The sequence below is a fragment of the Ruegeria sp. AL12 genome (assembly GCF_056540885.1).
The window spans coordinates 156177-181722 of record NZ_JBQFXN010000003.1 but is presented as its reverse complement, the minus strand read 5'-3'; the positions used below and the strand labels follow the sequence as shown (position 1 = coordinate 181722).

Genomic DNA, 25546 nt, shown 5'->3' with positions numbered 1-25546 from the left:
GGCTTGTTCAGCCGCCTTTCAAAGTCAGTGCCCGCCCAGAATGCCGGTGCGGACAGAGTAGTCCACCGCCAGTTCGTAATCCGGATCATCATCGCTGTCGACCATGAGGTGTCCCGCTTTTTTCAGCAGTTTGTGACAGTCGCGGCTCAGGTGACGCAGCATGACCCGTTTGCCTGCCGCCTCGTATTTTGCGGCGATGTTTTCGATGGCTTGCAGGGCGGACTGATCCACCACGCGGCTTTCGGCGAAGTCGATGATAACGGTTTCGGGGTCGTTCGGGACGTCGAACAGTTCGATAAAGCCGTCAGAAGACCCAAAGAACAGCGGCCCCTGAATTTCATAGACTTTCGCGCCTTTCTCGGTCTCGGAGTCACGCGTGACCGCGTGAATGCGCTTGGCATTGTTCCAGGCATAGGCCAGCGCCGAGACGATGACGCCGACCACAACGGCAACGGCCAAGTCCTCCATCACCGTTACGACGGTGACCAGAACGATGACGAAGGCATCGGTCATTGGCACTTTGCGCAGAATTTTGAATGAGTTCCACGCAAAGGTGCCGATCACAACCATGAACATCACGCCAACCAGCGCGGCCAGCGGGATTTGTTCGATCAGGGGTGATGCGAACAGGATGAAGACCAGCAGGAAAAGCGCTGCTGCAATTCCGGCAATACGAGTACGCCCGCCGGATTTCACGTTGATCATCGACTGCCCGATCATCGCGCAACCGCCCATGCCGCCGAAAAATCCGGTCACGATATTCGACGCGCCCTGCGCGATGCATTCCTGAGACGCCCCACCACGCTTGCCTGTGATCTCACCCACGAGGTTCAAGGTCAGCAGGGATTCGATCAGGCCGATGGCGGCCAGAATGACTGCATATGGCAGGATGATCTCAAAGGTTTCCCAGTTCAGAGGTACCATTGGAATATGGAACGAAGGCAGGCCGCCTTCAATCGATGCCAGATCGCCGACGCGCGGCACATCGAGGCCAAAACCGATCACGATTGCCGCGACAACCAGAATACCGGCCAGCGGCGCAGGAATGATGCGTGTAATCCGGGGCATGACCCAGATCACTGCCATTGTCAGCCCGACAAGTCCCAGCATGGTGTAAAGCTGCATCCCGGACAGCCATTCGCCGCCGCCCATGCCATGACCGGTATTTTCCATGGTTCCGGGCACTTTGAACTGTCCCATCTGGGCAAGAAAGATCACGATGGCCAGACCGTTCACAAAGCCCAGCATGACAGGATGCGGCACCAAACGGATGAAGCGCCCCCAATGCATCGCCCCGGCGATGACCTGAAGGATTCCCATAAGAACGACGGTCGCGAACAGGTATTCAACCCCATGTTCGGCCACCAGTGCCACCATGACCACCGCAAGCGCGCCGGTCGCGCCCGAGATCATGCCCGGTCGTCCACCGATCAGTGCGGTGATCAAACCGACCAAAAACGCCGCATAAAGACCGACCAGCGGGTGCACGCCCGCCACAAAGGCAAAGGCCACCGCCTCGGGCACCAGTGCAAGTGCAACCGTCAGGCCGGACAGCAGCTCGATCCGCAGGCGTGAGAAGGTCAGCCCTTCATCTGGAACCCAGCGCAGATCGGGAATGGCGAGGCGATTGGCAAAGCTTGCCAGCAAGGCTCGGGGCATCAGACAGTCCTATAGGATTATATGTTCGCGCGAAGGCGTCGTTGTAGCTGGCGCGCCGGCATTGAGCTACTGCATAAAACGGGATGCAGCCATGCGTGTGACGCATACGTGGCGCTCGCGGCAAGTTGATTTGCGGAACCATGATGAAGCCACAACATGTGAGGCCATGCGTTGGATCCTCTTCTTACTGTTCCCGGCCCTTCCCGTCCTTGCACAGGATTTGGATGGCAATGACACGGCCGGCAACTGGCGGGTAACGCATCACGAGATTTTCGGCATCTGGAATTCGATTTGTGACGAGCGCGAAGAAGACGGTGCCCTGCGGCAGCGGTGCTACATCCGACGGGCAGAGGTGTTTTCCTTTCGGCCAAAATTTGCGGCACAGTTCGTTTTCATTACGCCCGAACCTGAAGGTTTCAAAGTTGAATTCGGGATCGAGCCGGGCACTTTCTTCAACCCATCCGGATTTCGCATCGACAACGGCGAAGAAGCCATATGGCGCACGCGGCGCCCCGGATGCCTGACCGGGCTTGGCTGTACCTTCGAAGACCAACGCGCCAAGGCGCTTTTGGATGCCATGCTAACCGGCGATGCGTTCCGCTTCGTGTTCCGAGACCGGCACGGACAATCACAGGATCTGACCTGGTCTCTGGGCATGTTTGGCGCGGCCTGGGATGATTTCACCGTGCAATCGCAGCAGCGCAACCTGTTGACGATACGGGAATAGGCCTCTTGTCAAATCCGGGCTGAACCCGCACAAATTCAACATCAGTTATTCAGGCGGAGCAGGACAGTGACCCAAACCAGGATAGCCGTCATCGGCGGATCGGGCATCTATGACATCGATGGGCTGGAAAACCCGGAATGGGTAGAGGTTGAGACCCCTTGGGGAACGCCGTCAGACCAGATCCTGACCGGGTCGCTGGGCGGTGTCGATATGGCCTTTCTACCACGTCATGGGCGCGGTCATGTGCATTCGCCCACCGATGTACCTTATCGCGCCAATATCGATGCGCTGAAACGGTTGGGCGTGACGGACGTGATCTCAGTTTCCGCATGCGGGTCGTTCCGCGAACATATGGCACCGGGTGACTTCGTGATCGTCGATCAGTTCATCGATCGCACTTTTGCACGGGACAAGAGCTTTTTCGGAACCGGCTGCGTTGCCCATGTCAGTGTTGCTCATCCCACCTGCCCACTCCTGTCGGACGCATGCGAGACGGCAGGTAAGGCCGCCGGCATCACCATCCACCGGGGCGGCACCTATCTGGCGATGGAGGGCCCTCAGTTTTCCAGCCTTGCGGAATCCAGGATGTATCGCGAGCAATGGGGCTGTGACGTGATCGGCATGACCAACATGCCCGAGGCGAAACTCGCCCGCGAGGCCGAGCTGTGTTACGCGTCGATCGCGATGGTCACCGACTATGACAGCTGGCACCCGGACCATGGCGAGGTGGACGTGACCACGATCATCGCCACCCTGACCGGCAATGCCGAAAAAGGCCGCGCACTTGTCAAGGGCCTGCCATCCCTTCTAGGGGCCGAACGAGCACCCTGCCCGCATGGCTGCGACCGGGCGCTGGAATACGCGATCCTGACCGCACCGGAAAACCGCGATCCAGCGCTTTTGGCCAAGTTGGATGCGGTGGCCGGGCGTATTCTATAAGACCGACTCGAGAAAATCGGCTAGGGCCTCAATGACCTCAATGGATGCGAACGATGCCCCAGTCGCCCTTTGAGCGAGCTAGCCAACCAACATTTAGCACGGATTGAAGCGAGACAGGTTGTGGACATGCATCTTCGCAGCCATCAAATACCACCGAAGTCTGAGACATTTGAACCATTACCTGTTTTTCGTCGGAAACCGGATCGAAGAAGATGGTTTCTACAAGAAAAACAGAGTAGTTGGGGTTCGCAGCGGTTTCCTCAACAAGAGACCTGCACGTGCTTCTGAATGACATACCCTCGCGGGCACTCCAGAACCTTTTTTGGAATTCCCACTTGGCACTCTCATCCGAGAATTTCATGGAATTTACGATTTTCTCACCGACGTAGTCGGTTACGGCATCCATGGCACCGTTCCAGCCGATTGCCACAAGGCTAAGGCTGGTGAAGGAGACATCTTCCGGGCCAGATTCGTTCCCCCCAACAAACAAATTACATATCTTTGTGGGTCTAAATCTTCCGGTTGAATGATCCAAGGCATAAGCCGCACCAAGCACAGGCGCATGTAGTGAACCCTTCGGAACAATGAGCTTCTGGTATTGTAAATCCAGTTCATTCGCATTCAATACAAGCGTTTTACCAGCGCCCATAATTGCCAGCGCTCCAGCAACAATGACAGCATTGCGTAAACTGATAACAGACATCCCAAGCCCTCCGAACTAGTTCTGAGGTTTGGGGCAGCATAACGACCCGCCGCAGTTGAAGTAACCGTCTGGGCAGGCTGTGGCGGCAGTCGGCATCAGCAACACGCTCAACAAAAAAATAGAAACGGCAAGTTTCATGACGAACCTCCTTTTAAAATGAACTTAAAAAAACGGGGTAATCATAGCACAAATTGAATATTTTGTCCCCAAAACCCCCAGGACACGAACAAGCAATTGACTAAACTTGTGATTCACGGGAAATGAGAGCTGGCTTACGGGACATTCACGCGGCGCAAGCAGGTTGACCCCCGGTGCTGATTCTCTCAATCTCGGGCGATCTGATCAGGAATTTGACGATGCAACTCGATCTCTGGCTGGCCTTTGTTGCTGCATCCACCGCCCTGCTGCTGATCCCGGGCCCGACGGTGTTGCTCGTTCTCAGCTATGCCCTGTCCAAGGGGCGCAGTGTCGCCGTCGCGTCCGCCACAGGTGTTGCGGTGGGCGATCTTGTGGCCATGACCGCATCTTTGCTGGGGCTTGGCGCGCTTGTTCTTGCATCGGCAACCCTGTTTTCCGTGCTGAAATGGGTCGGCGCAGCCTATCTGGTCTGGCTTGGGGTCAAACTGTTGCGCAGCGCACCGGCCGGTGGATTGAGCAAGGTCGACACCGGGCGGGATGTCACCGCGCGCAGCGTATTCGGCCACGCAGCCGCCGTTACTGCCCTGAACCCGAAATCCATCGCCTTCTTCGTTGCCTTTGTGCCGCAGTTCATACGCCCTGCTGAACCACTTGGACCTCAGTTCGTCATCCTGATTGCCACATTCGTCGGGCTGGCCTGGCTGAATGCGTTGGCCTACGCCCTGTTGGCAGACAGGTTGCGGCGGCTTATCGGTCGCGCCAGCGTGATCACTGCGATGACACGGTTTGGCGGGTTGACCTTGATCGGAATGGGCATGGCCACGGCGGTCCTACGCCGACCGGCCTGACACCGCATCAGTCTTCGGCGTGCTCTTTCATGAATCCACGGATAAATCTGCGGATTTCGCGCGCAGCCGACGTGTCCAGCTCTTTGCAAAGCTCGACAAACGAGTCACGTTCATCCCTGTCGAGGCGCAAGACCAACTGACTGTTCTTCTTGGTCGATCCTTTGCCTTCATTCCTGGCCACGTGTATTTTCCCAACGAAGTTATGCTCTATCTGTCGATGCCGTGTAATTCATAGCATAGTTTTTGTCGTTATCGGGCACTTAACGGCAAGGACAGGAAATTGACAATGAACCTTGCCACCTTCGGGCCGTTCTTGAGCCGGTTCCCAGCAATTGAAGCCGACCGCGCCTGTGACCAAGGTACGTCGAACTGCAAACCAGACAGATTGCTCATTGCACGCCCGGAAATCCGTGCGCGGGGGTTGTTTGGCACAGGTGGCAGCAACCAAACAAATGGGTCGGGCACCTATCGCGGCCAGCGCACGGGTTGCCCCGGTTTTTGGCCTGCTCAACGCTGCAACCCAAATCCGGTGCTGATCCAGCCGTGGAATTGTTCCTTGCAAGGCCAACCCTCTTGGGTCAAACACAATACCTGTGTTTGGCGCTAAAAGGTTGATCCATGTCCAGAAACAAATCTGTCAAAGATTACATCCGAACCATCGTCGATTTCCCCCATGAAGGGATCATGTTTCGGGATGTGACAACCCTGTTTGCCGACCCCCGCGGGTTTCGGATGGCGATTGACCAGATGTTGCACCCCTATGCCGGTGAGCGGATCGACAAAGTGGTCGGGCTTGAAGCACGCGGGTTCATTCTGGGCGGTGCGATTGCACATCAGTTGAGCGTCGGTTTTGTCCCGATCCGCAAGAAGGGCAAACTGCCCGGCACGACTATCAGTCAGGACTACAAGTTGGAATACGGAGAGGCGATCGTCGAGATTCATGACGATGCCATCCAACCCGGTGAAAAAATTCTTGTGGTCGACGATCTGCTGGCCACGGGCGGAACTGCCGCGGCGGGTATTAAGCTGATCGAACGGCTTGGGGGCGAAATCGTCTCGTGCGCCTTCATCATTGACCTGCCCGAACTTGGCGGCCGAAAAGTGTTGGAAGAGATGGGCATGGACGTGCATGTCCTGTGCGAATTCGAAGGACTCTGACCAGGAGTTTTTCACAAAAACGTGACTGGAAACTGAAAACCGGGCGGGCTTAGCGCGGTTTTTGCGCCGATCAAGGCGAAAAACGGATCAACACAAGTGATCTTGTGGTCAGGTTGCCCCGTACCCTCGGTGATGCTGCTTGAAGCATTTCAACCTAGGGAGTTAAGCTCATGTTACGCAAATTCGCCGTCGCCGGTGTCGCCTCGATCCTGTTCAGCACTGCCGCATTCGCCGATGGTCACGGCAAAGACATTGTCGACACAGCCGTCGCCGCTGGCAGCTTTGAAACACTCGTCGCGGCAGTTCAGGCCGCCGAACTCGTGGACACACTCAAAGGCGATGGCCCGTTCACCGTGTTTGCCCCCACCGATGACGCATTCGCGGCTTTGCCCGATGGCACCGTCGAAAACCTGCTGAAGCCCGAAAACAAGGATCAGCTGGTTGCCATTCTGACTTACCATGTCGTGCCGGGCAAAGTGATGTCAGGTGACCTGAGCGATGACATGACGGCTGCAACCGTACAAGGCGGCGATATCACGATCGATCTGGATTCGGGTGTGATGGTGAATGACGCCAACGTGGTTCAGGCCGACATCGAAACCAAAAACGGCGTAATCCATGTGATCGACAAGGTGATCCTGCCTGCCTCGTAAGAAACAACCGGGCACGGTCCGACGTTCGGGCCGTGTTCACCCTTTCAGTACCGCGCCGGGATTCATGATGTCCTGCGGGTCCAATGCCAGTTTGATAGCCCGCATCGCGCCCAGCTTGGCTGGATCGGCATAGCGTTCCAAATCGTTGGTCTTGAGGCGCCCGACCCCATGTTCGGCACTGACCGAACCGTCGAAGGCGTAAACCAGATCATGGACGGCCTGCTTGATCGCGCCTCTTTGATCATCAAATTCCGATCGGTGCTGCCCTTTGGGCGGGAACACGTTGTAATGCAGATTGCCGTCACCAAGATGGCCAAAGCAATTGATCCGGAAGGGCCCCAGGCCCGCAATCAATTCTCTGCCTTCGCAAATGAAATCGGGAATTCTGGAAATCGGGATCGAGATATCATGGCTCGACACTGACCCGATCAAACGATTGGCTTCGGGAATGCGTTCGCGCACCGCCCACAAATCGGCCCGCTGCGCTTCACTTTGGGCGATTACTCCGTCCTGAACCTGACCAAGCTCTTCAGCGCGAACAAAGAGTCCCTCCAATGCGGCAAATGGTGATTGCCCGTCAGCCAGACCCAGCTCGATCAGCACGCTCCACTCCGGGGGCGAGGCGAACGGTTGACGGACATCCGGCAGAACCTCGGTCAGGAAATCAAGCCCCTGCCGGTGGATCAGTTCAAACGTACTGACGGCCTCACCCACCTTGTCCCGCGCCAAAGCCAGCAGGTCGATCGCCGCTTCGGGAGAAGCCACCTGAAACACCGCCGTCCCGACACCGGCAGGTCGCGGGAACAGCTTGAGCGATGCGGCAGTGATGATCCCCAGCGTCCCCTCAGCCCCGATCAGCAGGTTGCGCAGGTCATAGCCGGTGTTGTCCTTTCGCAGCCGGCTGAGGCCGTGCCAGATCTCACCACTGGGCAGCACCGCCTCAAGCCCCAGGCACAGGTCGCGCGCGTTGCCATACCGCAAAACGTTGACGCCCCCTGCGTTGGTCGACAGGTTGCCCCCGATCCGGCAGGATCCTTGTGCCGCCAATGACAAAGGAAACAAACGGTTTACCGCCCCGGCTGCGGCCTGAACATCTTGAAGAATGGCCCCGGCTTCGGCGACCAGAACGTTCTCGGTTGGAAAGACACACCGGATGGCGGTCATCCGTTCCAACGAAATCACCAACGGCGCAGGCCCCGCCGACATCACCTGCCCGCCGACCAGGCCAGTGCCGCCGCCATATGGAACAATCGGAACCTGTGCCTGCGCAGCCAATTTTACCAGCTGCGCCACCTCATCGGTGTTGCGCGGCAAGGCCAGCAGACCGACCCGTCCCGAAAAACGCCCGCGCGGTTCTTCCAAATACCGTTCCTCTACGGGGCGCAGGACACCGTCGCCCAGTTTCGAACGGAGCAGCGCGGCAAAACGGTCATCAGCGGGGTTCAAACTCATACGCCTTCAATGCCCAAGCGATGCGGTTGTCGCAAGCCTTATTCAAGATCAATCAGATAGCGCGGCTCAAGCACCACAACCGTGGGGCGGTCCGGTAGGTTCCGCAACGACACGGTGATCTCCGACACCCCGTCGCGCTCAACCGGAAATGTATCCCTGATATCCACCAGGAAGCGATCCAGCGAAAACTGCGAGAACCAGTGCATCGGAATGATGACAGAACTTTTCAGCCGTTTCAGAACCGCAATCATCTCGGGCAGAGGCATGGTGGTCCCGCCATCCACGGCGGCCATGACCACATCCAGCCGCCCGAGCGCGGCAAACTGCTCATCCGAAGGGACATGATGCAAATGTCCCAGATGACCTATGCACAACCCCTCAACCTCGAACACAAAAATCGAATTGCCGCGTTCTTCGACCCCACCATAAACAGATCGAATATCGGTCGAGACATTGCGCACCAGCATCTCACCCAGATCCAGATGATGCTCGACACCTTTCCCGAACTCTCCCCACCCCGGAAGAACATGCGGAATGGCCGGGTCGGGATGCGCCGTCCAATGCGTGCCGTGGGCATGGTTCATCGTCACCACGTCGGGGATCAGGTTTGCGCTGCCGATAAATCCGGTAAAATCCGTCACCGCATTCAGCCCGCCGCGGGTCTGGATCATGAAAGAGGCATGCGCGATATAGCTGATCCGCACCGAGAATTCCGGCACAGGATCCTGCCAGGCCGCCCTGTGCAGATACTCTATTCCGGGCGCCGCATCGGCAATGGCGACACAATGACTTGGCCGTCGCTCCTGCGCAGCGGCCCCGCCCGAAATCACCATCAATGCCGCAATCAACCAGCGCATACCCCGAGTGTAGCGCAGAACTACGACAAGTCATGCCCCTTGTTCATCTGGCCCCAAATATCCCGGGGGAGGCGCGGCTTGCCGCGACGGGGGCAGCGCCCCCTATCCTGCGTCGGTTTTTCCGCGCCGGTCAGACCGCAAGCTGGCATACAGAACATGCGTCCGCCACCGCCCGTTGATTTGCAAATACGACTGCGCCACGCCCTCGTACTTGAAGGCCGAGCTTTCCAGCAACCCGCGCGACGCCCGGTTTTCCGGCAAGCAGGCGGCTTCAATCCGGCTCAGGTCCAAACGGGTAAAGGCATGGTGAACCATCGCGCCGATGGCTTCACGCATATACCCTTGTCGGGCAAAGGCCTGACCGGTCCAGTACCCCAATGTGCCCGCCTGCGCGGGACCGCGCCGAATGTTGTCCAGCGTGATGGCCCCAACCAACACGTCATCCTCGCGGCGAAACAGAAAAAGCGGGATTGCCGTCCCGGCCGTTACAGAACGTTGTGCCCAATACACACGGTTGGTAAAGGATTTGCGGCTCAGGTGGTCCTTGGCCCAGATCGGTTCCCAAGGTGTCAGATAGTCTTTCGAGGCCCGCCGCAATGCGGCCCAATCGTTGAAGTCGGAATGTACTGGCGGGCGCAGGCTGAGCCGCGCAGTCTCGAGTTTCAGCTTGCGTCTGCCCAACAGCATCACGCCGCCCGCCTCTCCTGTAGTTCGGCCAATGTCGGCGCCCCCGAAACCGGCCCGTACAGCGCCAAAGCGGCAGGTGCGTTTACGGCCATCTGCTCGGCAAATACGCGCACATCTTCGGTGCTGACCGCATCAATTCGGGCCACCGTATCTTCCAGAGACGGGACCCGCCCCCAGATCTGAACCAGCCGTGCCAAGCGTTCGGCCCGGTTTGACGGGCTTTCCAGCCCCATCAACATCCCGGCTTTCATCTGCGCACGGGCACGGGCAACCTCTTCCGTGGTCATGTCCTCTGCCGCGCGCTTCATTTCGTCGATGGTGATGGTGGCAAGCTCTGCCACCTGATCTGCCGATGTACCGGCGTAGATCGTCGTCGTACCGGTATCGGCATAGGCACCGGTCTGGGCAAAGATCGTATAGCACAGCCCGCGCGACTCCCGCACCTCCTGGAACAACCGCGAAGACATGCCACCACCCAAAGCGGTGGAATAGATCTGCGCCGTATAGATCGCATCGTCGCGATAGCCCGGGCTTTCCAGCGCAAGTGCGAAATGCGCCTGCTCCAGCACTTTTTCCTGCCGCGCTTCACCACCGGTAAAACGCGCAGGCTCGGCGATCAGCCCGGTGCGTGGTTGCAGATGACCGAACATCTCTTCGGCCATTTTCATCAGTTGATCGTGATCCACGGCTCCGGCAGCGGACAGGATCATCTGATCGGGGCCATAATGCTCGGCCACGAACCCCGACAGATCCTCGCGCGAGAACGCACTGACCCGTTCGGAGGGTCCCAGAATGGTGCGGCCCAAAGGCTGGTCGTGATAGCTCTGCTCCTGCAACCAGTCAAAGATCACATCGTCCGGTGTGTCATAGGCCTGGCCGATCTCTTGCAGAATCACGCCGCGCTCAACCTCGATTTCACGCGGGTCGAAAACCGGGTTCAGAACGATGTCGCCGATCACGTCCATCGCCAGCGCCACGTCGTCCTTCAGGACGCGCGCGTAATAAGCCGTTACCTCGCGCGAGGTATAGGCGTTGATATACCCGCCCACATCCTCGATCGCCTCGGCGATTTGCAGCGCCGAACGTCGCTCGGTTCCCTTGAACGCCATATGCTCAAGGAAATGTGCGATGCCGTTCTGTTCGATCCGCTCATGCCGCCCACCGGCGGTTACCCAGATGCCGATGGCCGCAGATTGCAGCCCCGGCATATGTTCACTGACGATACGAAAGCCGTTCTTCAGTTGGTCTTGTCTGACAGTCACTCGGCGATGTGCCCTTTGATATGATCCTCGATGGCGCCCAGATCGTTGGCGATCCGGGTCACCCGTTCCGGACGTTCATACAGATCAGACATGCGGGATGGAAGAGGCGGATGCACGTCGCTCGCCTTCTCGACTGCGGCGGGGAACTTGGCGGGATGCGCAGTGGCCAAGGTGATCATCGGGGTATCGGTGGCACGGTGGTCTTCGCCGACCTTGATCCCGACCGCAGTGTGGGGGCAGACCAGTTCTGCGCTGTGGGCAAGCGTATGCCTGATCGTTGCCAGCGTTTCGTCTTCGGACACCCGGCCCGAGTCGAAAGTCTCGCGCAGCGCTTCCATCGCGCCCTGGCTGACGTTGAAGCCGCCGGACTTGAGCTCATCCATCAACTGCGCCACGGCACCGCCGTCCTCGCCATAGGCGTAATACAACGCCCGCTCGAAATTGGAGCTGACCTGAATGTCCATCGACGGGCTGATCGAGGGGATGGTGTCGCCTTTGAAATACCCCTCACCCGACAGGCAGCGGTGCAGGATGTCGTTCTGGTTGGTCGCAACGACCAGACGGTCGATGGGCAAGCCCATCCGCTTGGCCAGATAGCCCGCGAAGATGTCGCCGAAATTGCCGGTCGGCACGGTGAAGCTGACCTTGCGGTGCGGCGCGCCAAGGCTGACGGCGGCCGAGAAGTAATAGACGATCTGCGCAAGCACCCGCGCGAAGTTGATCGAGTTCACACCCGCCAGCTTGACCCCGTCGCGGAAGTCGAAATCGTTGAACATGTCCTTCAGCGCAGCCTGACAATCATCGAAATCGCCATCCACGGCCAGAGCATGAACATTGCTGTCCGCAGGCGTGGTCATCTGGCGACGCTGCACCTCGGACACGCGGCCATGCGGGAACAGGATGAATACATCCACGGCATCCAGCCCCCGGAAGGCCTCGATCGCGGCCGAGCCGGTGTCACCGCTGGTGGCGCCGACGATGGTCACGCGGTCATTGCGCCGCTTCAAGGCCACCTGGAACAGCTGGCCGATCAACTGCATGGCAAAGTCCTTGAAGGCCAGCGTGGGCCCATGGAACAGTTCCAGCAGAAAATGGTTCTCGTTCAACTGCTTCAATGGCGCGCGGGCGTCATGACCAAATCCTTCATAGGCGCGGGCGATGATCTGCTTGAACTCATCCTCGGCAAAGGACCCGCTGACATAGGGCCACATCACACGGAATGCGATGTCTTCATAGGGCAGACCAGCCAGCGCCGCGATCTCGTCATGGCTCATCACAGGGATCTCGGCGGGCAGATACAGACCCCCATCGCGGGCCAATCCGGTCAACATCGCCTCTTCAAAGGTCAGTTCTGGCGCTTGGCCACGGGTCGAGATGTATTTCATTGCTCTTCACTCTCAGAAGGGGCGCGATTGCGCCACAGGAAATAACCGGTCATCACAGCCCAGACCAGAGCCAAGCCAAACCAGGTGATTGCATATTGCAGGTGATCATTTGGAATCCCCGCCGTATCCACCGGCAAAGGCGTCACGTTCGGGTCGGTCTGAGACCGCGCGATCAGCAACACCGGCTCGGCCCCCAAAGCGGCGGCCAGATTGGGCACGTCCCGGGCAAACCAGATGTTGTCGTCAATATCGGGCTCGGGCGTATAGCTGTCGACCTCATCCGGCCAGTGCAGGTTGCCGGTGATCTCCATCGGACCGGTCAGACGCGGCGCCTGTTTCGCCGTTGTCGGCACAAACCCCCGATCGACCAGAATTGTGCGGTCCTCGGTGCTGAACGATTGGATGATGCGATACCCTGCCCCGACCTGTTTGACCGAAACAAGCACATGGATTTCGCCTGGTTCCATCTCGCCCGAAACCGTTACCGGAAGGTATTTGTCGGTGTCCTCTGAAACCTGCCGGGGCAAGGCGATGGGGTCGGCTGAAATGCGGCTTTCGATCTCTGCCAACAGCCCCTGTTTCCAGGCCAGACGCTGCGTCTGCCAGATCCCCAGCGACAGCAGAACGCCCAAACCGGCGAGGCCGAAGATCAGCAGGAACAGAATGCGGCGCATGGCAGGGTCGAACCTCGTTTCAGGAACCGGCGTCTTGTTAAGGGTCGTGTGGGCTAAATTGCAACCACGCAATTGTATGGGGCGCAATCTTGCGCCCGGAACAGAGAAAAAGCCGCCCCTCAAGGGCGGCTTTTGCAATTGGATCAGCTGATCGGGCTTACATCAGCGGGGCCTGTCCCCAGATGTAGACCGCGAAAAACAGGAACAGCCAGACAACGTCAACGAAGTGCCAGTACCAGGCCGCCGCTTCGAACCCGACATGCTTTTCCGGTGTGAAGTCGCCTTTGAGGGCCCGGATCAGGCAGACCGACAGGAAGATGGTGCCGATGATGACGTGGAAACCATGGAAACCGGTCGCCATGAAGAAGTTCGAATAGAACTGATCATCGCCAAACTTCCAGCCTTCATGGGCCAGCAGCTCGTAATACTCGAACGCCTGCAAACCGGTAAAGGCAATGCCCAGAACGATACCGATGGCCAGACCGTTGATCAGCGCTTTGCGGTCGTTGTCATGCACCAGCGCGTGGTGCGCCCAGGTAATAGCACAGCCCGACAGCAGCAGAACCAGAGTGTTGATCAGCGGCAGGTGGAACGGGTCAACCGCGTGGATGTCCGGCTGGATGTATTCGGTGCCGGCATAGTCGTACATCGGGTACATGCGATGTTTGAAGAACGACCAGAACCAGGCAAAGAAGAACATCACCTCGGACATGACGAACAGGATGAAACCGTAGCGCAGACCGATGCGAACGACAGGGGTGTGATCCCCCTGGCGGCTTTCGACAACAACTTCGGACCACCAAGCGAACATGGTGTAAAGAACTGCGACCAGACCGGCCCAGAACATCCACGGGGTCAATCCGTGCATCCAAAGGACGGCTCCGAACAACATCACAAAGCCGCCGACAGCTCCGATCAGAGGCCAGATCGACGGGGCCAGAATGTGATAATCATGGTTTTTAGCGTGTGCCATCAGCGTCCCTCACCTACAGGCGTTAGTTCGTGTTTGTTTCTGCCTGCGCTTCAAGGGCGGCATAGCCCTCTGGCAGGTCAATTTCGTAGAATGTATACGACAGCGTGATCGTATGAACATACTTTGCTTCAAGATCTTCGACCATTTCAGGATCGACGAAGAAGGTCACCGGCATCTCTACCCGCTCGCCAGGTTGCAGCACCTGCTCTTCAAAGCAGAAACAGGCAATTTTTTGAAAATACCCGCCTGCCGAATAGGGTGCCACATTGTACGAGGCCTGACCCGCTATTGGACGATCCGTTGGGTTGTAGGCCTCATAGAAAGCCAGTCCGGTCTCGCCGATGCGCACTTCCATCTCGCGAACGACCGGTTTGAATTCCCAGGCCATGTTTTTGGCCTTGGACGCATCAAACCGTACGGTGACCGTACGGTCCAGAATGTCTTCGGGGGCGGCTTCGGCCACACCGGTTGTACCGCCAAATCCGGTCACGCGGCAGAACCAGTCGTAGAATGGTACCGCCGCCCAGGCCAGGCTGCCCATCAGGACAACCACACCCACGGTTTGAGCGACCGTTTTCTGTGGACCAGACAAAGCCATCAGTTCTGGACCTCCTGTGTGGCCATATTGAAATCAGTGCCCGAGACCTTGACGATCGTCAGGCCAAAAATGATCACGATAAAGGCAACCAGTGTCAGTCCAACGCCCAGATTGCGGCTGAACCGTCGCTGATGCAGTTCATGGCTTTTGCGCAGGCTCATGACCATCCTCCCAAACCATAGGGTTTCAGCAAGGCTTCGGCCAGAATAGCGCCGAAATGCAGGAAGAGGTAGAGCAGCGAAAGCTTGAAAAAGCTGCGTTCGACCTTGAAGTTATCGGCCTCCGAGTCATCCTCGGTCCGACGCGAAATTTGCCAGGCGCCGCGCAGGAACAACGCGTTCAACACCAAAGCCACGGTCAGATAGATGGGACCACCGATGCTAGAGAACGCGGTTCCCACCGCCAGTATCGCCAGCAGGGCCGTATAGACGAGAATGTGCACACGCGTTGCTCGGCGACCATGTGTCACTGTCAGCATAGGCACGCCCGCATCGTCATAGTCCGAGCGCATGAACAGGGCCAGAGCCCAGAAATGCGGCGGTGTCCACATGAAGGTCAGGGCAAACATCAGCCACGGCTCAACCGCCATGGACCCGGTTGCAGCCACCCAGCCGATCACCGGAGGGAAAGCGCCCGCCGCACCACCGATCACGATGTTCTGCGGCGTCGAGCGCTTCAGCCACATCGTGTAGACAACGACATAGAAGAAGATTGTGAAGCCCAGAAACGCACCCGCGAACCAATTGGTCGCAAGGCCCAGCATGATCACCGACAGGCCCGACAGGGTCAGGCCGATGGCCATCGCCTCACCCTCTTCCACCTTGCCGGAGGGGATCGGGCGACCTTTGGTGCGTTTCATCACCTTGTCGATATCCGCATCCCACCACATGTTCAGCGCACCGGATGCGCCGCCACCGATGGCGATGAACAGAATGGCGCAGAACCCGACGAAGGGGTGGACCGGAACCGGGGCCGCCAGCAGACCGACCAGCGCCGTAAACACGACCAGAGACATCACGCGTGGCTTCAGCAAGGCGAAGTAATCGCCAAAGCTGGCCTCGTCCGCGTGGGCGGTCGCTGTGCTGGCATTGATGCTTGCGTCGGTCATCTCGGGTCCTTCTGGGGCGAAAGCTGCGCGGTCAGCCCGCACAGCCTGCATTTCGTGTCAGGCGGGCTTCAACCCGCCCTCAGTGTGCTCAGTTCGATGCAACCTGATAGCTTTGCGGCAAACCGGCATATTCTTCGATCGCGCCTTGCAGCCACTGGTCATACGCTTCCTGGCTGACGACTTTCACGGTGATTGGCATATAGGCGTGGTCTTTGCCGCAGAGTTCCGAACACTGACCGAAGTAGATGCCTTCCTTCTCGGCCTCGAACCACAGTTCCGCCAGACGCCCGGGCACGCCATCCTGCTTTACGCCGAAGGATGGGATGGTCCAGGAGTGAATCACATCAGATGCGGTAACCTGCATCACGACAACCTTGCCAACCGGAACAACAACGGCAGTGTCCGTGGCCAGCAGCCATTCGTCATCGCTGTAACCCGCATCTGCCAGCTTCGCGCGCATGGCATCGTCAAGCACAAACGGGGTCACGTCGGCGTCAGCCGGGCGCGCGCCCTCGTCCAGAGTGGCCGGATGGCCCAGCAGGTAGCTGTCGAAGGCAAAATCGTGATCAACATATTCATAGGTCCAATACCACTGGTTGCCCACGACTTTGATAGTGATGTCGCCTTCCGGGATCTCCTGCTGCTTGAACAGAACCGGCAGCGAAAACGCACCGATGAAGACCAGAATCAGGATTGGGCCAAGGGTCCATGCAATCTCAACCGGGGTGTAGTGCGAAAAACGTGCCGGTTTCGGGTTAACGCGTTCGTTGTAACGCACGATGCAATAAACCAGCAGGCCAGCAACCAGCAGGCAGATGACGGTGATGATCACCAGAATCATGCCGTCCAGACGCTGAATTCCTGTGGCAAGGCTGGTGGCTGCCGGCTGAAAGCCCATACCGCCGTCAACCGGTTTGCCAATAATCTCAAGCTCCTGAGCCATGGCTGGAAGGCTGGAGAGGGCTGTCATAAACCCTGAAAGCATCAAAGCATTCTTCATGTTCTGTCCTGGTCGTTTGATCTTTGCGTCCCTGGCGAAAAGGTGTGAATCGGTCGCACCTCTCCCGTTGTCTTTGGCCGCGTTAAAAACCATATTCCTTCGGGTAGATAAAGCAAAATGCTTGCGTCAAACAGACGCTATTTTTGATCTGGATCAAACCCGAAAGGTCCCAACCCATGTCCGACGCCCCGTTTCGCCCGTTTGAAAGCGCTTTACCGCACGATGAAGCGCTTGCCATTTTGCACTCGGCCACGGACGGGGCCGAGGACGGAGAGCTGTTTGTCGAGCGGCGAAAATCCGAGTCTCTCGTGTTCGATGACGGCCGTCTGCGCACCGCGTCTTACGATGCGTCGGAAGGGTTCGGGCTGCGTGCCGTACAAGGTGAAGTGGCTGGATATGCGCATTCCACAGACGTTTCGATTCCTGCCCTGAAACGGGCGGCGGAAACGGCAAGACTGGCTGTCGGGGATGGCGGCGGGGTCTTGGCGGATGCTCCGCGCTCCACCAATACGCGCCTCTACACGGACGAAGACCCGATTGATTCTGCCGCGTTCCCGGTCAAGATCGAGACATTGCGTGAGATCGACGCCTTCGCCCGCGATCTGGACCCGCGTGTGGTTCAGGTCAGCGCCACGATCGCGGCAGCCGTGCAAGAAATCGAGATTCTGCGCCCTGACGGTGTGATGGTTCGCGATGTGCGCCCCATGACCCGCGTGAACGTATCGGTCATTGTCGAACAGAACGGACGCCGCGAAAGCGGATCCGCCGGTGGTGGTGGCCGGGTTGGCCTGAGCGGGTTGATCGACCCCGCCGACTGGCAGGCCAAGGCCCGCGAAGCCCTGCGTATCGCACTGGTCAACCTGGACGCAGTTCCTGCGCCGGCCGGTGTCATGGAAGTTGCGCTTGGCCCCGGCTGGCCCGGCATCCTGCTGCACGAGGCCATCGGCCACGGCCTGGAAGGCGACTTCAACCGCAAGGGCAGCTCGGCCTTTGCCGGGTTGATGGGGCGGCAGATTGCTTCAAAAGGTGTGACCGTGGTGGATGACGGCACGATTGCTGATCGTCGCGGTTCGATCACCGTGGATGATGAGGGCACGCCCAGCGCGCGCACGGTGCTGATCGAAGATGGCGTGCTGACCGGCTACATGCAGGACCGCCAGAATGCGCGGCTGATGGGAGTTGCTCCTACGGGCAACGGGCGGCGGCAGAGCTATGCGCACAAACCCATGCCGCGCATGACCAACACGATCATGCTGGGCGGCGAAGCCGACCCGCAGGCCCTGGTAGCTGATATCAAGGACGGCATCTGGGCGGTTGGATTCGGCGGCGGTCAGGTGGACATCACCAATGGCAAGTTCGTTTTCTCGTGCACCGAGGCGTATCGTGTCGAAAACGGCAAAATCGGCGCGCCGGTCAAGGGCGCCACGCTGATCGGTGACGGGCCCTCGGCCTTGAAACGCATCCGCGGGCTGGGCAACGATATGGCGCTGGACCCCGGCATGGGAACCTGTGGCAAGGACGGGCAATGGGTGCCGGTGGGTGTTGGCCAGCCGACCGTCCTGATGGACGGGCTGACTGTCGGCGGTTCGGCCGCCTGAGTCGGACGCGGCGCAATCCAAGAGGCGCAGGGTTAACCCGGCGCCTCTTTTTTCACGAAGATCGCCTTTAGTGTTCAAAGCGCTCTTTTTGACTGAAAGTTTTCTATTTTATTTATTATCAACATCTTACATTCGACAACCCTGACAAGATTGTAAAAAATCACTTCTAATTTTCAACGATTCACAAGCTGTTAACTGCCTGTCCCGTAAACCAGTTCTGCAACAAGGCGGAGCAACGGATGACCGAAGAGCAGCTTTCTTCCAATCACCCCCCACTCCCACCCACCACGGAAGAGGACCGGTTTTCGTGGCTTCGTCTGTTGCGTTCTCGCAAGGTCGGTCCGGCGACATTTCGTCGGCTGCTTCGCGAACATGGCTCAGCGCAGAACGCGCTGGCTGCGCTGCCTGAAATGGCACGCGCCGCCGGTATAAAAGGGTATGAAACCTGCCCCCCCGGCGTGATCGAGGCGGAACTCAAGGCCGCAAAAGCCGCTAAAGCGCGGCTTTTGTGCCTTGGGTCCGCTGAATTCCCCCCGACCCTGGCTGAACTGAACGAAGCCCCGCCGCTGCTGTGGGCGATCGGAGATGTTTCGCTGCTGCAAAAACCAGCAATTGCGATGGTCGGCGCGCGAAATTGTTCCTCGCTCGGCGCGCGGATGGCGCGTGGCCTGGCCACCGAACTGGGCGGCAAGGGGCACGTTGTCGTCTCTGGTCTGGCGCGCGGCATCGATACAGCCGCGCACATGGCCGCGCTGGAGACCGGCACGGTGGCAGTCATGGCCGGTGGCGTTGATGTGGTCTATCCGGCCGAAAACACGGAACTGGCCCATGACATCGCGTCCCGCGGCTTGCGCATTTCGGAACAACCGATGGGCGTAACACCCCAGGCCCGGCACTTTCCACGCCGAAATCGGATCATTTCGGGGCTTGCGCAGGCGGTTGTCGTCGTCGAGGCTGCCGCCAAGTCCGGCAGTCTGATCACGGCACGGGACGCACTGGATCAGGGGCGCGAGGTTCTGGCCGTTCCCGGCCATCCGTTCGATGCGCGGGCCGCCGGCTGCAATCTGTTGATTCGTGACGGCGCCACACTTGTCCGATCCGCTGAAGACGTTATTGAAGCCTTGCCGAGGCAGGACGACCTGTTTTCCCGGCCAATCGAACAGCCCTCGGAACCATTCGCGCGTCCCGCAAGAGACCTGCACGAGCAAATCATCGCGCGGCTTGGCCCCTCACCCATCGCCGAAGATCAATTGCTGCGGGATATCGCGGCTTCGGCCGGTGAGCTTGGACCGGCGCTGATCGACCTTGAACTTGACGGGCGAATCCAGCGTCAGCCCGGAGGTCTGCTGTCGCTGGCAAGTTGATCGAACCCTCCTTCCGGCGTGCCCGGTTTCTGAAGATTTGTGGTAGCGCACTGAAATCACGGCGCTTTTCCACCGGCGAAAGGAACGCATTGACAATTCCCGCTTGCCCCACACATTTTGCACCACCATAGAAGGCGCCAAATTCGTCGAGCGAGGTTTCCCCTTAAATGCCCGTAGTTGTTGTAGAATCTCCGGCCAAAGCAAAAACAATCAATAAATACCTGGGCCCCGACTACACGGTTCTGGCCTCTTACGGCCATGTGCGGGACCTGCCGCCAAAGGATGGATCGGTCGATCCTGAACATGACTTCTCGATGAAATGGGAGGTCGGCAACGACAGCCGCAAGCATGTCAAGGCCATTGCCGACGCGTTGAAAGAAGACAATGCGCTGATCCTCGCCACCGACCCCGACCGCGAGGGCGAGGCGATCAGCTGGCACCTGCAAGAGGCGTTGACCAAACGCCGCTCGATCAAGAAGGATACGCCCGTCAGCCGCGTGACCTTCAACGCCATCACCAAGGACGCTGTGACCGAGGCGATGCAGAACCCGCGTCAGGTCGATATGCCGTTGGTCGAGGCCTATCTGGCCCGCCGCGCGCTGGATTATCTGGTGGGTTTCAACCTGTCTCCGGTTTTGTGGCGCAAACTGCCGGGTGCGAAATCGGCGGGTCGCGTGCAATCCGTCTGTCTGCGTCTGATCGTCGAACGCGAAATGGAAATCGAGGCGTTCAAGCCGGTGGAATACTGGTCGGTTCGGGCGCTGTTCGAGACACCGCGCGGGCAGACCTATGAGGCGCGTCTGGTCACGCTGGCCGGCAAGAAGCTGGACAAACATGATCTGGCCAATGCGACGCAGGCCGAGCTGGCGGTTCAGGCCATCACCAGCCGCGCGCTGAGCGTGACCTCGGTCGAGGCCAAGCCCGCCGCCCGCAACCCCAGCGCGCCGTTCATGACATCGACCCTGCAACAGGAAGCCAGCCGCAAGTTCGGCATGGGCGCGCGCCACGCAATGCAGGTGGCGCAGCGGCTTTATGAGGCCGGGTACATTACCTATATGCGGACCGACGGCATCGACATGGCGCCTGAGGCCGTGGCTGCCACGCGCGAAACAATCGCGGATCGCTACGGTGCAGAATATGTACCGGACAGCCCGCGCATGTATAAGAACAAGGCCAAGAACGCTCAGGAAGCGCACGAGTGTATCCGCCCGACGGATATGTCGCGCGATGCCAAGGCGCTGAAGGTCACGGACGAAGATCAGCGCAAGCTTTATGATCTGATCTGGAAACGTACCATCGCCTGTCAGATGGCTGCCGCGCGTCTGGAGCGCACCACCGTCGAGATCGGCAGCGACGACGGTCAGGTCGGCCTTCGCGCCACGGGCCAGGTGGTCATGTTCGATGGGTTCATGCGGGTATACGAAGAAGGCCGGGATGACGTCGCGGACGAGGATGAAAAGCGCCTGCCACAGATCACGCAGGGCGATCCGGCCCGATTTGCCAAAGCCTCTCTGAAGGATCAGTTTGCCAAGGCGACCGGCGAAAGCGGCGACAAGATCGCGAAAGAAGCAATCCTGTCCGAGAACGAATCCGTTCTGGCCCTTCAACACCACACCCAACCGCCCCCGCGTTATACCGAAGCGACACTGGTCAAAAGGATGGAAGAGCTGGGGATCGGGCGCCCATCAACTTATGCCTCGATCGTAACGACGATCCAGGACCGGGAATATGTCCGCAAGGACAAGAACCGGCTGATCCCCGAGGAAAAGGGGCGGATCGTTACGATCTTCTTGCTGAATTTCTTCCGGCAGTACGTTGGCTATGAGTTCACCGCCAATCTGGAAAAAGAACTGGATGACGTCAGCGCCGGGGAGCGAGACTACAAGGACCTGCTGGGCAAGTTTTGGCGTGATTTTTCAGCCGCGATTGGCGAGACATCAGAACTGCGGATTTCGGAAGTGTTGGACAAGCTCGACGAAGCTCTGGCTCCGCAGCTCTACCCGCCGCGCGAGGATGGGTCCGATCCGCGTATCTGCCCGAAATGCGGCACCGGTCAGTTGCACCTGAAGACCTCTCGTACGGGTGGGTTCGTTGGGTGCGGGAACTATCCGGAATGTACCTATACGCGCCCGATTGCCGGTGAAGGCGCGGAAGGTGACGAAAGGCTGCTGGGCGAAGATGCCGGGGATGAGATCTGGTTGAAATCCGGCCGCTTCGGTCCTTACGTTCAACGGGGCGAACCCACGCCCGAGAACAAAAAGCCCCCGCGCGCATCCCTTCCGCGCGGGTGGAGCAAGGATGACATGGATCTGGAAAAGGCGCTGACGCTACTGTCCCTGCCTCGTCAGATCGGCGAACACCCCGAAGGCGGCATGATCAGCGCGAATTTCGGGCGGTTCGGGCCTTACCTGATGCATCAGCTGCCGGAGGAGCCGAAGCCGGTCTATGCCAATCTGAAAGACCCCAATGACGTGTTCGAAATCGGCATGAATCGCGCCGTTGAGTTGCTGGCCGAAAAACGGGCAAACCCCGGTCGTGGACGGCGGGCCGCGGCAAAACCTCTGAAGGAGTTGGGTGAGCATCCCGATGGCGGCGCGATGCAGGTTCTGGACGGGCGCTATGGGCCTTATGTGAAATGGGAAAAGGTCAACGCGACGATCCCCAAGGACATCAAACCCGAGGACGTAACGCAGGAAATGGCCATCGAGCTTGTCAACGAGCGCGCTGCCAAAAAAGGCACCAAGAAGAAGGCTACGTCTAAAAAGAAAGCAACCACCAAGAAAGCAACAACCTAGGCGGTCAGGTGGTCGGGGTTGAACAGCCCCCCGCAATCGCCGTTTCGGCATTACGGGGGGCTGTCAGCGTGTTACTTGGGCTGTGGGCCGCACCGGACTTCGAGCGTCGTCTGCCAGTCTTCCGAGCTGCTTGAGCTAGGATAGTAGCCGGGTGCGCTGCCTGAGTTCTGGGCAGCAGCCGTCAGGACATCGATGATCAGGGCTGCATTCTTGTCCACCCCCTGATAGCCGGTGTCGCTGGCCAGAACGAAGGCTTCTTTGCCCTGCTGTGCGCACCGTGCGTTGGCGGTTGAAATTGCGGATTCAAGTGAAGACTTCTCAGAATAACCGGTTCCTATAACTTTGATCTTGTTATCGTCGAGCGGAAGTACGGTCGCTTGCTCAGGCTCACAGGCTGACATAGCCAAAAGCGCAACACCTGCGACCGTTCCGACCCAAATTCGTTCCATGTTTTCAATCTCCTATAAAGGTACGGCGCTTATGCTGAACCGTCCGGTTCATTGCAACAGCTCATTTCACTGGTAGAAATACCACCTCCCCCTTGGTTTCATTGACTTCCCCGTGACACGGCGGCACAACCAGCCCATCACCATGTCATTGGGGGAGTTTTCCATGAAGAAAGTCTATGCCAATGCCACCGAGGCGCTCGATGGGGTGCTGTCGGATGGCATGCTGATTGCCGCAGGCGGGTTTGGCCTCTGCGGAATTCCGGAACTGTTGCTTGAGGCCATCAGGGACTCGGGCGTCAAAGACCTGAGCTTTGCGTCGAACAATGCCGGTGTGGACGATTTCGGGATCGGCATCCTGTTGCAGACCAAGCAGGTGAAAAAGATGATCAGCTCGTATGTCGGTGAAAACGCCGAGTTCATGCGCCAGTATCTGAGCGGTGAGCTGGAACTGGAATTCAACCCCCAGGGAACACTGGCCGAACGGATGCGCGCCGGTGGGGCGGGCATCCCGGGCTTCTACACCAAGACCGGCGTCGGCACCGTGATCGCCGAAGGGAAAGAGCACAAGGACTTCAACGGCGAGACCTACATTCTGGAAGAAGGCATTTTTGCCGATCTGGCCATCGTCAAAGCTTGGAAGGCTGACGACACCGGCAATCTGGTTTTCCGCAAGACCGCCCGTAATTTCAACGTTCCTGCTGCGACTTGTGGCAAGATCTGCGTTGCCGAAGTGGAAGAGATCGTTCCGCGCGGTTCGCTGGACCCCGACTGCATCCACCTGCCCGGTATCTATGTGCATCGCATCATTCAGGGCGAACACGAAAAGCGCATCGAACAGCGCACCACCCGCAAGAAGGAGGAAGCATAATGCCCTGGGACCGCAATCAGATGGCCGCACGCGCGGCAGAGGAACTGGAAGACGGCATGTATGTGAACCTGGGCATCGGGATCCCGACGCTGGTGGCAAACTATGTGGGTGACAAGGACATCACTCTGCAATCGGAAAACGGCATGCTGGGCATGGGCCCCTTCCCCTTTGAGGGCGAAGAAGACCCGGACCTTATCAATGCAGGCAAGCAGACGATCACCGAACTGTCCCGCACGGCCTATTTCGACAGTGCCACATCCTTCGCCATGATCCGCGGTGGCAAGATCGCTGCGGCGATTCTGGGTGCCATGGAAGTGGATGAGAAGGGCGATCTGGCAAACTGGATGATACCCGGCAAGCTGGTGAAGGGCATGGGCGGCGCGATGGACCTGGTTGCAGGCGTCGGCCGAGTGATTGTCGTGATGGATCACACCAACAAGCATGGCGACAGCAAGGTCCTGAAGGAATGCACCCTGCCACTGACCGGAAAGGGCGTCGTGGATCGCATCATCACCAATCTGGGTGTGCTGGATGTGGTTGAAGGCGGTCTGAAAATCGTCGAACTGGCGGAAGGCGTCAGCGAAGATGAGCTGCGCGCCGCAACGGAAGCGACAATCGTTTCCTGATCAAATGGAAAGGCCCGCCGGATCACGGCGGGCCTTATTAGTTGGACGTCTGAAAAACACAGCCATCAGAAATCAGGTCTGGCGGCGTTGCGCACAAAGCCCGCGCGATCTGAAACGCGGCGAGGACTTTTGGCACGTAGTCCCGAGTTTCAGCATAGGGTGGCACGCCGCTGTGTTTGCGCACGGCCCCCTCTCCCGCGTTGTATCCAGCCAATACAAGTATTGGATCATTCCCGAACTCTTCCATCAGCCAGTTGAGGTATTTCACACCGCCCGCAATGTTCTCAGAGGGCTTAAGGCTGTCCTTTACCCCGAATCTGGCCGCTGTCGCGGGCATCAATTGCATAAGCCCCTGTGCGCCTGCGGAACTGACCGCGTCTGCACGTCCGGCCGATTCCACCGAGATGACCGCAAGCACCAGCGCAGGTGAAACATTAGTTCCCACAGTGGAACGGAGGATATCGATCCCGCGTTCCTTTGCGATATCTTGCAGCGATTGCAGTCGCGGTGATCTCACGTTGGTTGCGGCCAGGGCGTTGATCGCCGCGTCAAGCCGCCCGGCCCCGCCTTCATCAATGTGCGGTGAAATCCGGTTCCAGAAAGCCTTGTACGATCCTTTGGGATCTCGTTTGACTTCCGCACCCGGCGCTGGCAGCGGGGCGACTTTGGTACGCGCGATAATTTCCGGGACTACCAGTTCAGTGCCCGTGCTGGGCGCTGAAGGGTTAGCTGCGTGTTCTTCCGGAGTAATCTGCACGGTCACACGCGGACGTTCACCGGGTTTTGGGGCTTTGACGCGCTTGTATACGCCGCGCGGCTCTGTCTCGGTCGCATTCACAGATGCGGTGCCCGATATCAGAAACGCCAGCACACCGGCGCATTGAAGTGCGTTCCGGAGGTTCATTTGCCTGCCTCATGTTTTCTTTTTAGGCGATTTGAACCCCGAATCTTCCCGCAAGGCCAGAAAAACAAAGCGAAATGGGGCAGTTTCGCCTCATTTGGCGCAATTTTGCATCGCTATAGAG

At 58.6% G+C, this 25546-nt stretch carries 27 protein-coding genes; 10 read left to right on the top strand and 17 right to left on the bottom strand.

All coding sequences use genetic code 11. The features are described 5' to 3' along the window. Nucleotides 1–24 precede the first annotated feature (24 nt). Entirely contained in the window at nt 25–1659 is a 1635-nt protein-coding gene (locus ACR0C6_RS11760; RefSeq protein WP_171229611.1) for a SulP family inorganic anion transporter, read from the bottom strand. Between the two features lie 166 nt (nt 1660–1825). Between ACR0C6_RS11760 and ACR0C6_RS11755 the strand changes: the two genes are divergently transcribed. Beyond that, nucleotides 1826–2386, top strand: a complete 561-nt coding sequence (locus ACR0C6_RS11755) for an invasion associated locus B family protein (RefSeq protein ID WP_480619415.1) — start codon at nt 1826–1828, stop codon at nt 2384–2386. Between the two features lie 66 nt (nt 2387–2452). Beyond that, the gene (locus ACR0C6_RS11750) at nt 2453–3325 is read left to right on the top strand and encodes an S-methyl-5'-thioadenosine phosphorylase (protein WP_480619413.1); all 873 of its coding nucleotides are present in this window, start codon (nt 2453–2455) and stop codon (nt 3323–3325) included. 37 nt (nt 3326–3362) lie between these two features. On the opposite strand, the gene ACR0C6_RS11745 is transcribed toward ACR0C6_RS11750, so the two are convergent. Then, the gene (locus tag ACR0C6_RS11745) at nt 3363–4028 is read right to left on the bottom strand and encodes a hypothetical protein (RefSeq protein WP_152457271.1); all 666 of its coding nucleotides are present in this window, start codon (nt 4026–4028) and stop codon (nt 3363–3365) included. A gap of 356 nt (nt 4029–4384) precedes the next feature. Here ACR0C6_RS11745 and ACR0C6_RS11740 point away from each other — a divergent pair, with 356 nt between their 5' ends. Beyond that, the gene (locus ACR0C6_RS11740; protein ID WP_480619411.1) at nt 4385–5014 is read left to right on the top strand and encodes a LysE family translocator; all 630 of its coding nucleotides are present in this window, start codon (nt 4385–4387) and stop codon (nt 5012–5014) included. Between the two features lie 7 nt (nt 5015–5021). Here ACR0C6_RS11740 and ACR0C6_RS11735 read toward each other — a convergent pair whose 3' ends face one another. Further along, a complete protein-coding gene (locus tag ACR0C6_RS11735; protein ID WP_171117543.1) occupies nt 5022–5195 on the bottom strand; it encodes a hypothetical protein in 174 nt (57 codons plus the stop codon). Between the two features lie 437 nt (nt 5196–5632). Here ACR0C6_RS11735 and ACR0C6_RS11730 point away from each other — a divergent pair, with 437 nt between their 5' ends. Further along, entirely contained in the window at nt 5633–6172 is a 540-nt protein-coding gene (locus ACR0C6_RS11730) for an adenine phosphoribosyltransferase (RefSeq protein ID WP_224857464.1), read from the top strand. A 170-nt stretch (nt 6173–6342) separates the two neighbouring features. Beyond that, nucleotides 6343–6825: a fasciclin domain-containing protein gene (locus ACR0C6_RS11725; RefSeq protein WP_480447043.1), complete on the top strand. Its 483-nt coding sequence runs from the start codon at nt 6343–6345 to the stop codon at nt 6823–6825. A gap of 36 nt (nt 6826–6861) precedes the next feature. On the opposite strand, the gene ACR0C6_RS11720 is transcribed toward ACR0C6_RS11725, so the two are convergent. The 12 genes from ACR0C6_RS11720 to coxB form a co-directional block, all read right to left on the bottom strand. Beyond that, a complete protein-coding gene (locus ACR0C6_RS11720; RefSeq protein ID WP_480447044.1) occupies nt 6862–8277 on the bottom strand; it encodes an FAD-binding oxidoreductase in 1416 nt (471 codons plus the stop codon). A 38-nt stretch (nt 8278–8315) separates the two neighbouring features. Beyond that, complete coding sequence (locus ACR0C6_RS11715; RefSeq protein ID WP_480447045.1) at nt 8316–9134, bottom strand: MBL fold metallo-hydrolase; 819 nt, start codon at nt 9132–9134, stop codon at nt 8316–8318. 102 nt (nt 9135–9236) lie between these two features. Continuing rightward, nucleotides 9237–9821: a GNAT family N-acetyltransferase gene (locus tag ACR0C6_RS11710; protein WP_480447047.1), complete on the bottom strand. Its 585-nt coding sequence runs from the start codon at nt 9819–9821 to the stop codon at nt 9237–9239. Next, nucleotides 9821–11083 carry a M16 family metallopeptidase gene (locus ACR0C6_RS11705; RefSeq protein WP_171229604.1) on the bottom strand — a complete coding sequence of 421 codons (1263 nt, stop codon included), beginning with the start codon at nt 11081–11083 and terminating at the stop codon, nt 9821–9823. The genes ACR0C6_RS11710 and ACR0C6_RS11705 overlap by 1 nt, the downstream gene beginning before the upstream one ends. Further along, a complete protein-coding gene (gene thrC, locus ACR0C6_RS11700) occupies nt 11080–12468 on the bottom strand; it encodes a threonine synthase (protein WP_480619408.1) in 1389 nt (462 codons plus the stop codon). The genes ACR0C6_RS11705 and thrC overlap by 4 nt, the downstream gene beginning before the upstream one ends. Then, nucleotides 12465–13133 carry an SURF1 family protein gene (locus ACR0C6_RS11695; RefSeq protein WP_480619534.1) on the bottom strand — a complete coding sequence of 223 codons (669 nt, stop codon included), beginning with the start codon at nt 13131–13133 and terminating at the stop codon, nt 12465–12467. Before ACR0C6_RS11695 ends, thrC begins: the two co-directional genes overlap by 4 nt. Beyond that, nucleotides 13118–13165, bottom strand: coding sequence for a hypothetical protein (locus tag ACR0C6_RS11690; protein WP_480619533.1), 48 nt, complete (start codon nt 13163–13165; stop codon nt 13118–13120). Before ACR0C6_RS11690 ends, ACR0C6_RS11695 begins: the two co-directional genes overlap by 16 nt. Nucleotides 13166–13299: 134 nt before the next feature. Continuing rightward, on the bottom strand, nt 13300–14115 hold the full coding sequence (locus ACR0C6_RS11685) for a cytochrome c oxidase subunit 3 (RefSeq protein WP_152457261.1): 816 nt from the start codon (nt 14113–14115) through the stop codon (nt 13300–13302). Between the two features lie 22 nt (nt 14116–14137). After that, nucleotides 14138–14713 (bottom strand): cytochrome c oxidase assembly protein, encoded by a 576-nt coding sequence (locus ACR0C6_RS11680; protein WP_152457260.1) that lies wholly within the window; start codon nt 14711–14713, stop codon nt 14138–14140. Beyond that, complete coding sequence (locus ACR0C6_RS11675; protein ID WP_171170832.1) at nt 14713–14874, bottom strand: hypothetical protein; 162 nt, start codon at nt 14872–14874, stop codon at nt 14713–14715. The genes ACR0C6_RS11680 and ACR0C6_RS11675 overlap by 1 nt, the downstream gene beginning before the upstream one ends. Next, entirely contained in the window at nt 14871–15821 is a 951-nt protein-coding gene (cyoE, locus tag ACR0C6_RS11670) for a heme o synthase (RefSeq protein ID WP_480619406.1), read from the bottom strand. The genes ACR0C6_RS11675 and cyoE overlap by 4 nt, the downstream gene beginning before the upstream one ends. Before the next feature lie 88 nt (nt 15822–15909). Beyond that, complete coding sequence (gene coxB / locus ACR0C6_RS11665) at nt 15910–16821, bottom strand: cytochrome c oxidase subunit II (protein WP_171229600.1); 912 nt, start codon at nt 16819–16821, stop codon at nt 15910–15912. Between the two features lie 176 nt (nt 16822–16997). Here coxB and tldD point away from each other — a divergent pair, with 176 nt between their 5' ends. From tldD to topA, 3 genes are all read left to right on the top strand, one after another. Further along, nucleotides 16998–18419, top strand: a complete 1422-nt coding sequence (tldD, locus tag ACR0C6_RS11660) for a metalloprotease TldD (RefSeq protein WP_480447051.1) — start codon at nt 16998–17000, stop codon at nt 18417–18419. Nucleotides 18420–18658: 239 nt separating this feature from the next. Then, complete coding sequence (gene dprA / locus ACR0C6_RS11655) at nt 18659–19783, top strand: DNA-processing protein DprA (RefSeq protein ID WP_480619404.1); 1125 nt, start codon at nt 18659–18661, stop codon at nt 19781–19783. Nucleotides 19784–19950: 167 nt separating this feature from the next. Then, a complete protein-coding gene (gene topA, locus ACR0C6_RS11650; RefSeq protein ID WP_480619403.1) occupies nt 19951–22578 on the top strand; it encodes a type I DNA topoisomerase in 2628 nt (875 codons plus the stop codon). Nucleotides 22579–22649: 71 nt separating this feature from the next. On the opposite strand, the gene ACR0C6_RS11645 is transcribed toward topA, so the two are convergent. Next, nucleotides 22650–23027 (bottom strand): hypothetical protein, encoded by a 378-nt coding sequence (locus ACR0C6_RS11645; RefSeq protein WP_171170838.1) that lies wholly within the window; start codon nt 23025–23027, stop codon nt 22650–22652. Between the two features lie 163 nt (nt 23028–23190). Here ACR0C6_RS11645 and ACR0C6_RS11640 point away from each other — a divergent pair, with 163 nt between their 5' ends. Together ACR0C6_RS11640 and ACR0C6_RS11635 are read left to right on the top strand one after the other, a co-directional pair. Next, nucleotides 23191–23895 (top strand): CoA transferase subunit A, encoded by a 705-nt coding sequence (locus ACR0C6_RS11640; protein ID WP_152457253.1) that lies wholly within the window; start codon nt 23191–23193, stop codon nt 23893–23895. Next, a complete protein-coding gene (locus tag ACR0C6_RS11635; RefSeq protein ID WP_152457252.1) occupies nt 23895–24521 on the top strand; it encodes a CoA transferase subunit B in 627 nt (208 codons plus the stop codon). Before ACR0C6_RS11640 ends, ACR0C6_RS11635 begins: the two co-directional genes overlap by 1 nt. A gap of 37 nt (nt 24522–24558) precedes the next feature. Here ACR0C6_RS11635 and ACR0C6_RS11630 read toward each other — a convergent pair whose 3' ends face one another. Next, the gene (locus ACR0C6_RS11630) at nt 24559–25425 is read right to left on the bottom strand and encodes a lytic transglycosylase domain-containing protein (RefSeq protein ID WP_480619401.1); all 867 of its coding nucleotides are present in this window, start codon (nt 25423–25425) and stop codon (nt 24559–24561) included. Nucleotides 25426–25546 lie beyond the last annotated feature (121 nt).

Bases quoted from the DNA above. Each gene is read 5' to 3' on its own strand.
- ACR0C6_RS11760 (WP_171229611.1), bottom strand. From the start codon at position 1,659: ATGCCCCGAGCCTTGCTGGCAAGCTTTGCCAATCGCCTCGCCATTCCC.
- ACR0C6_RS11755 (WP_480619415.1), top strand. From the start codon at position 1,826: ATGCGTTGGATCCTCTTCTTACTGTTCCCGGCCCTTCCCGTCCTTGCA.
- ACR0C6_RS11745 (WP_152457271.1), bottom strand. From the start codon at position 4,028: ATGTCTGTTATCAGTTTACGCAATGCTGTCATTGTTGCTGGAGCGCTG.
- ACR0C6_RS11740 (WP_480619411.1), top strand. From the start codon at position 4,385: ATGCAACTCGATCTCTGGCTGGCCTTTGTTGCTGCATCCACCGCCCTG.
- ACR0C6_RS11730 (WP_224857464.1), top strand. From the start codon at position 5,633: ATGTCCAGAAACAAATCTGTCAAAGATTACATCCGAACCATCGTCGAT.
- ACR0C6_RS11725 (WP_480447043.1), top strand. From the start codon at position 6,343: ATGTTACGCAAATTCGCCGTCGCCGGTGTCGCCTCGATCCTGTTCAGC.
- ACR0C6_RS11720 (WP_480447044.1), bottom strand. From the start codon at position 8,277: ATGAGTTTGAACCCCGCTGATGACCGTTTTGCCGCGCTGCTCCGTTCG.
- ACR0C6_RS11715 (WP_480447045.1), bottom strand. From the start codon at position 9,134: ATGCGCTGGTTGATTGCGGCATTGATGGTGATTTCGGGCGGGGCCGCT.
- ACR0C6_RS11710 (WP_480447047.1), bottom strand. From the start codon at position 9,821: ATGCTGTTGGGCAGACGCAAGCTGAAACTCGAGACTGCGCGGCTCAGC.
- thrC (WP_480619408.1), bottom strand. From the start codon at position 12,468: ATGAAATACATCTCGACCCGTGGCCAAGCGCCAGAACTGACCTTTGAA.
- ACR0C6_RS11685 (WP_152457261.1), bottom strand. From the start codon at position 14,115: ATGGCACACGCTAAAAACCATGATTATCACATTCTGGCCCCGTCGATC.
- ACR0C6_RS11680 (WP_152457260.1), bottom strand. From the start codon at position 14,713: ATGGCTTTGTCTGGTCCACAGAAAACGGTCGCTCAAACCGTGGGTGTG.
- ACR0C6_RS11675 (WP_171170832.1), bottom strand. From the start codon at position 14,874: ATGAGCCTGCGCAAAAGCCATGAACTGCATCAGCGACGGTTCAGCCGC.
- cyoE (WP_480619406.1), bottom strand. From the start codon at position 15,821: ATGACCGACGCAAGCATCAATGCCAGCACAGCGACCGCCCACGCGGAC.
- coxB (WP_171229600.1), bottom strand. From the start codon at position 16,821: ATGAAGAATGCTTTGATGCTTTCAGGGTTTATGACAGCCCTCTCCAGC.
- tldD (WP_480447051.1), top strand. From the start codon at position 16,998: ATGTCCGACGCCCCGTTTCGCCCGTTTGAAAGCGCTTTACCGCACGAT.
- dprA (WP_480619404.1), top strand. From the start codon at position 18,659: ATGACCGAAGAGCAGCTTTCTTCCAATCACCCCCCACTCCCACCCACC.
- topA (WP_480619403.1), top strand. From the start codon at position 19,951: ATGCCCGTAGTTGTTGTAGAATCTCCGGCCAAAGCAAAAACAATCAAT.
- ACR0C6_RS11645 (WP_171170838.1), bottom strand. From the start codon at position 23,027: ATGGAACGAATTTGGGTCGGAACGGTCGCAGGTGTTGCGCTTTTGGCT.
- ACR0C6_RS11640 (WP_152457253.1), top strand. From the start codon at position 23,191: ATGAAGAAAGTCTATGCCAATGCCACCGAGGCGCTCGATGGGGTGCTG.
- ACR0C6_RS11635 (WP_152457252.1), top strand. From the start codon at position 23,895: ATGCCCTGGGACCGCAATCAGATGGCCGCACGCGCGGCAGAGGAACTG.
- ACR0C6_RS11630 (WP_480619401.1), bottom strand. From the start codon at position 25,425: ATGAACCTCCGGAACGCACTTCAATGCGCCGGTGTGCTGGCGTTTCTG.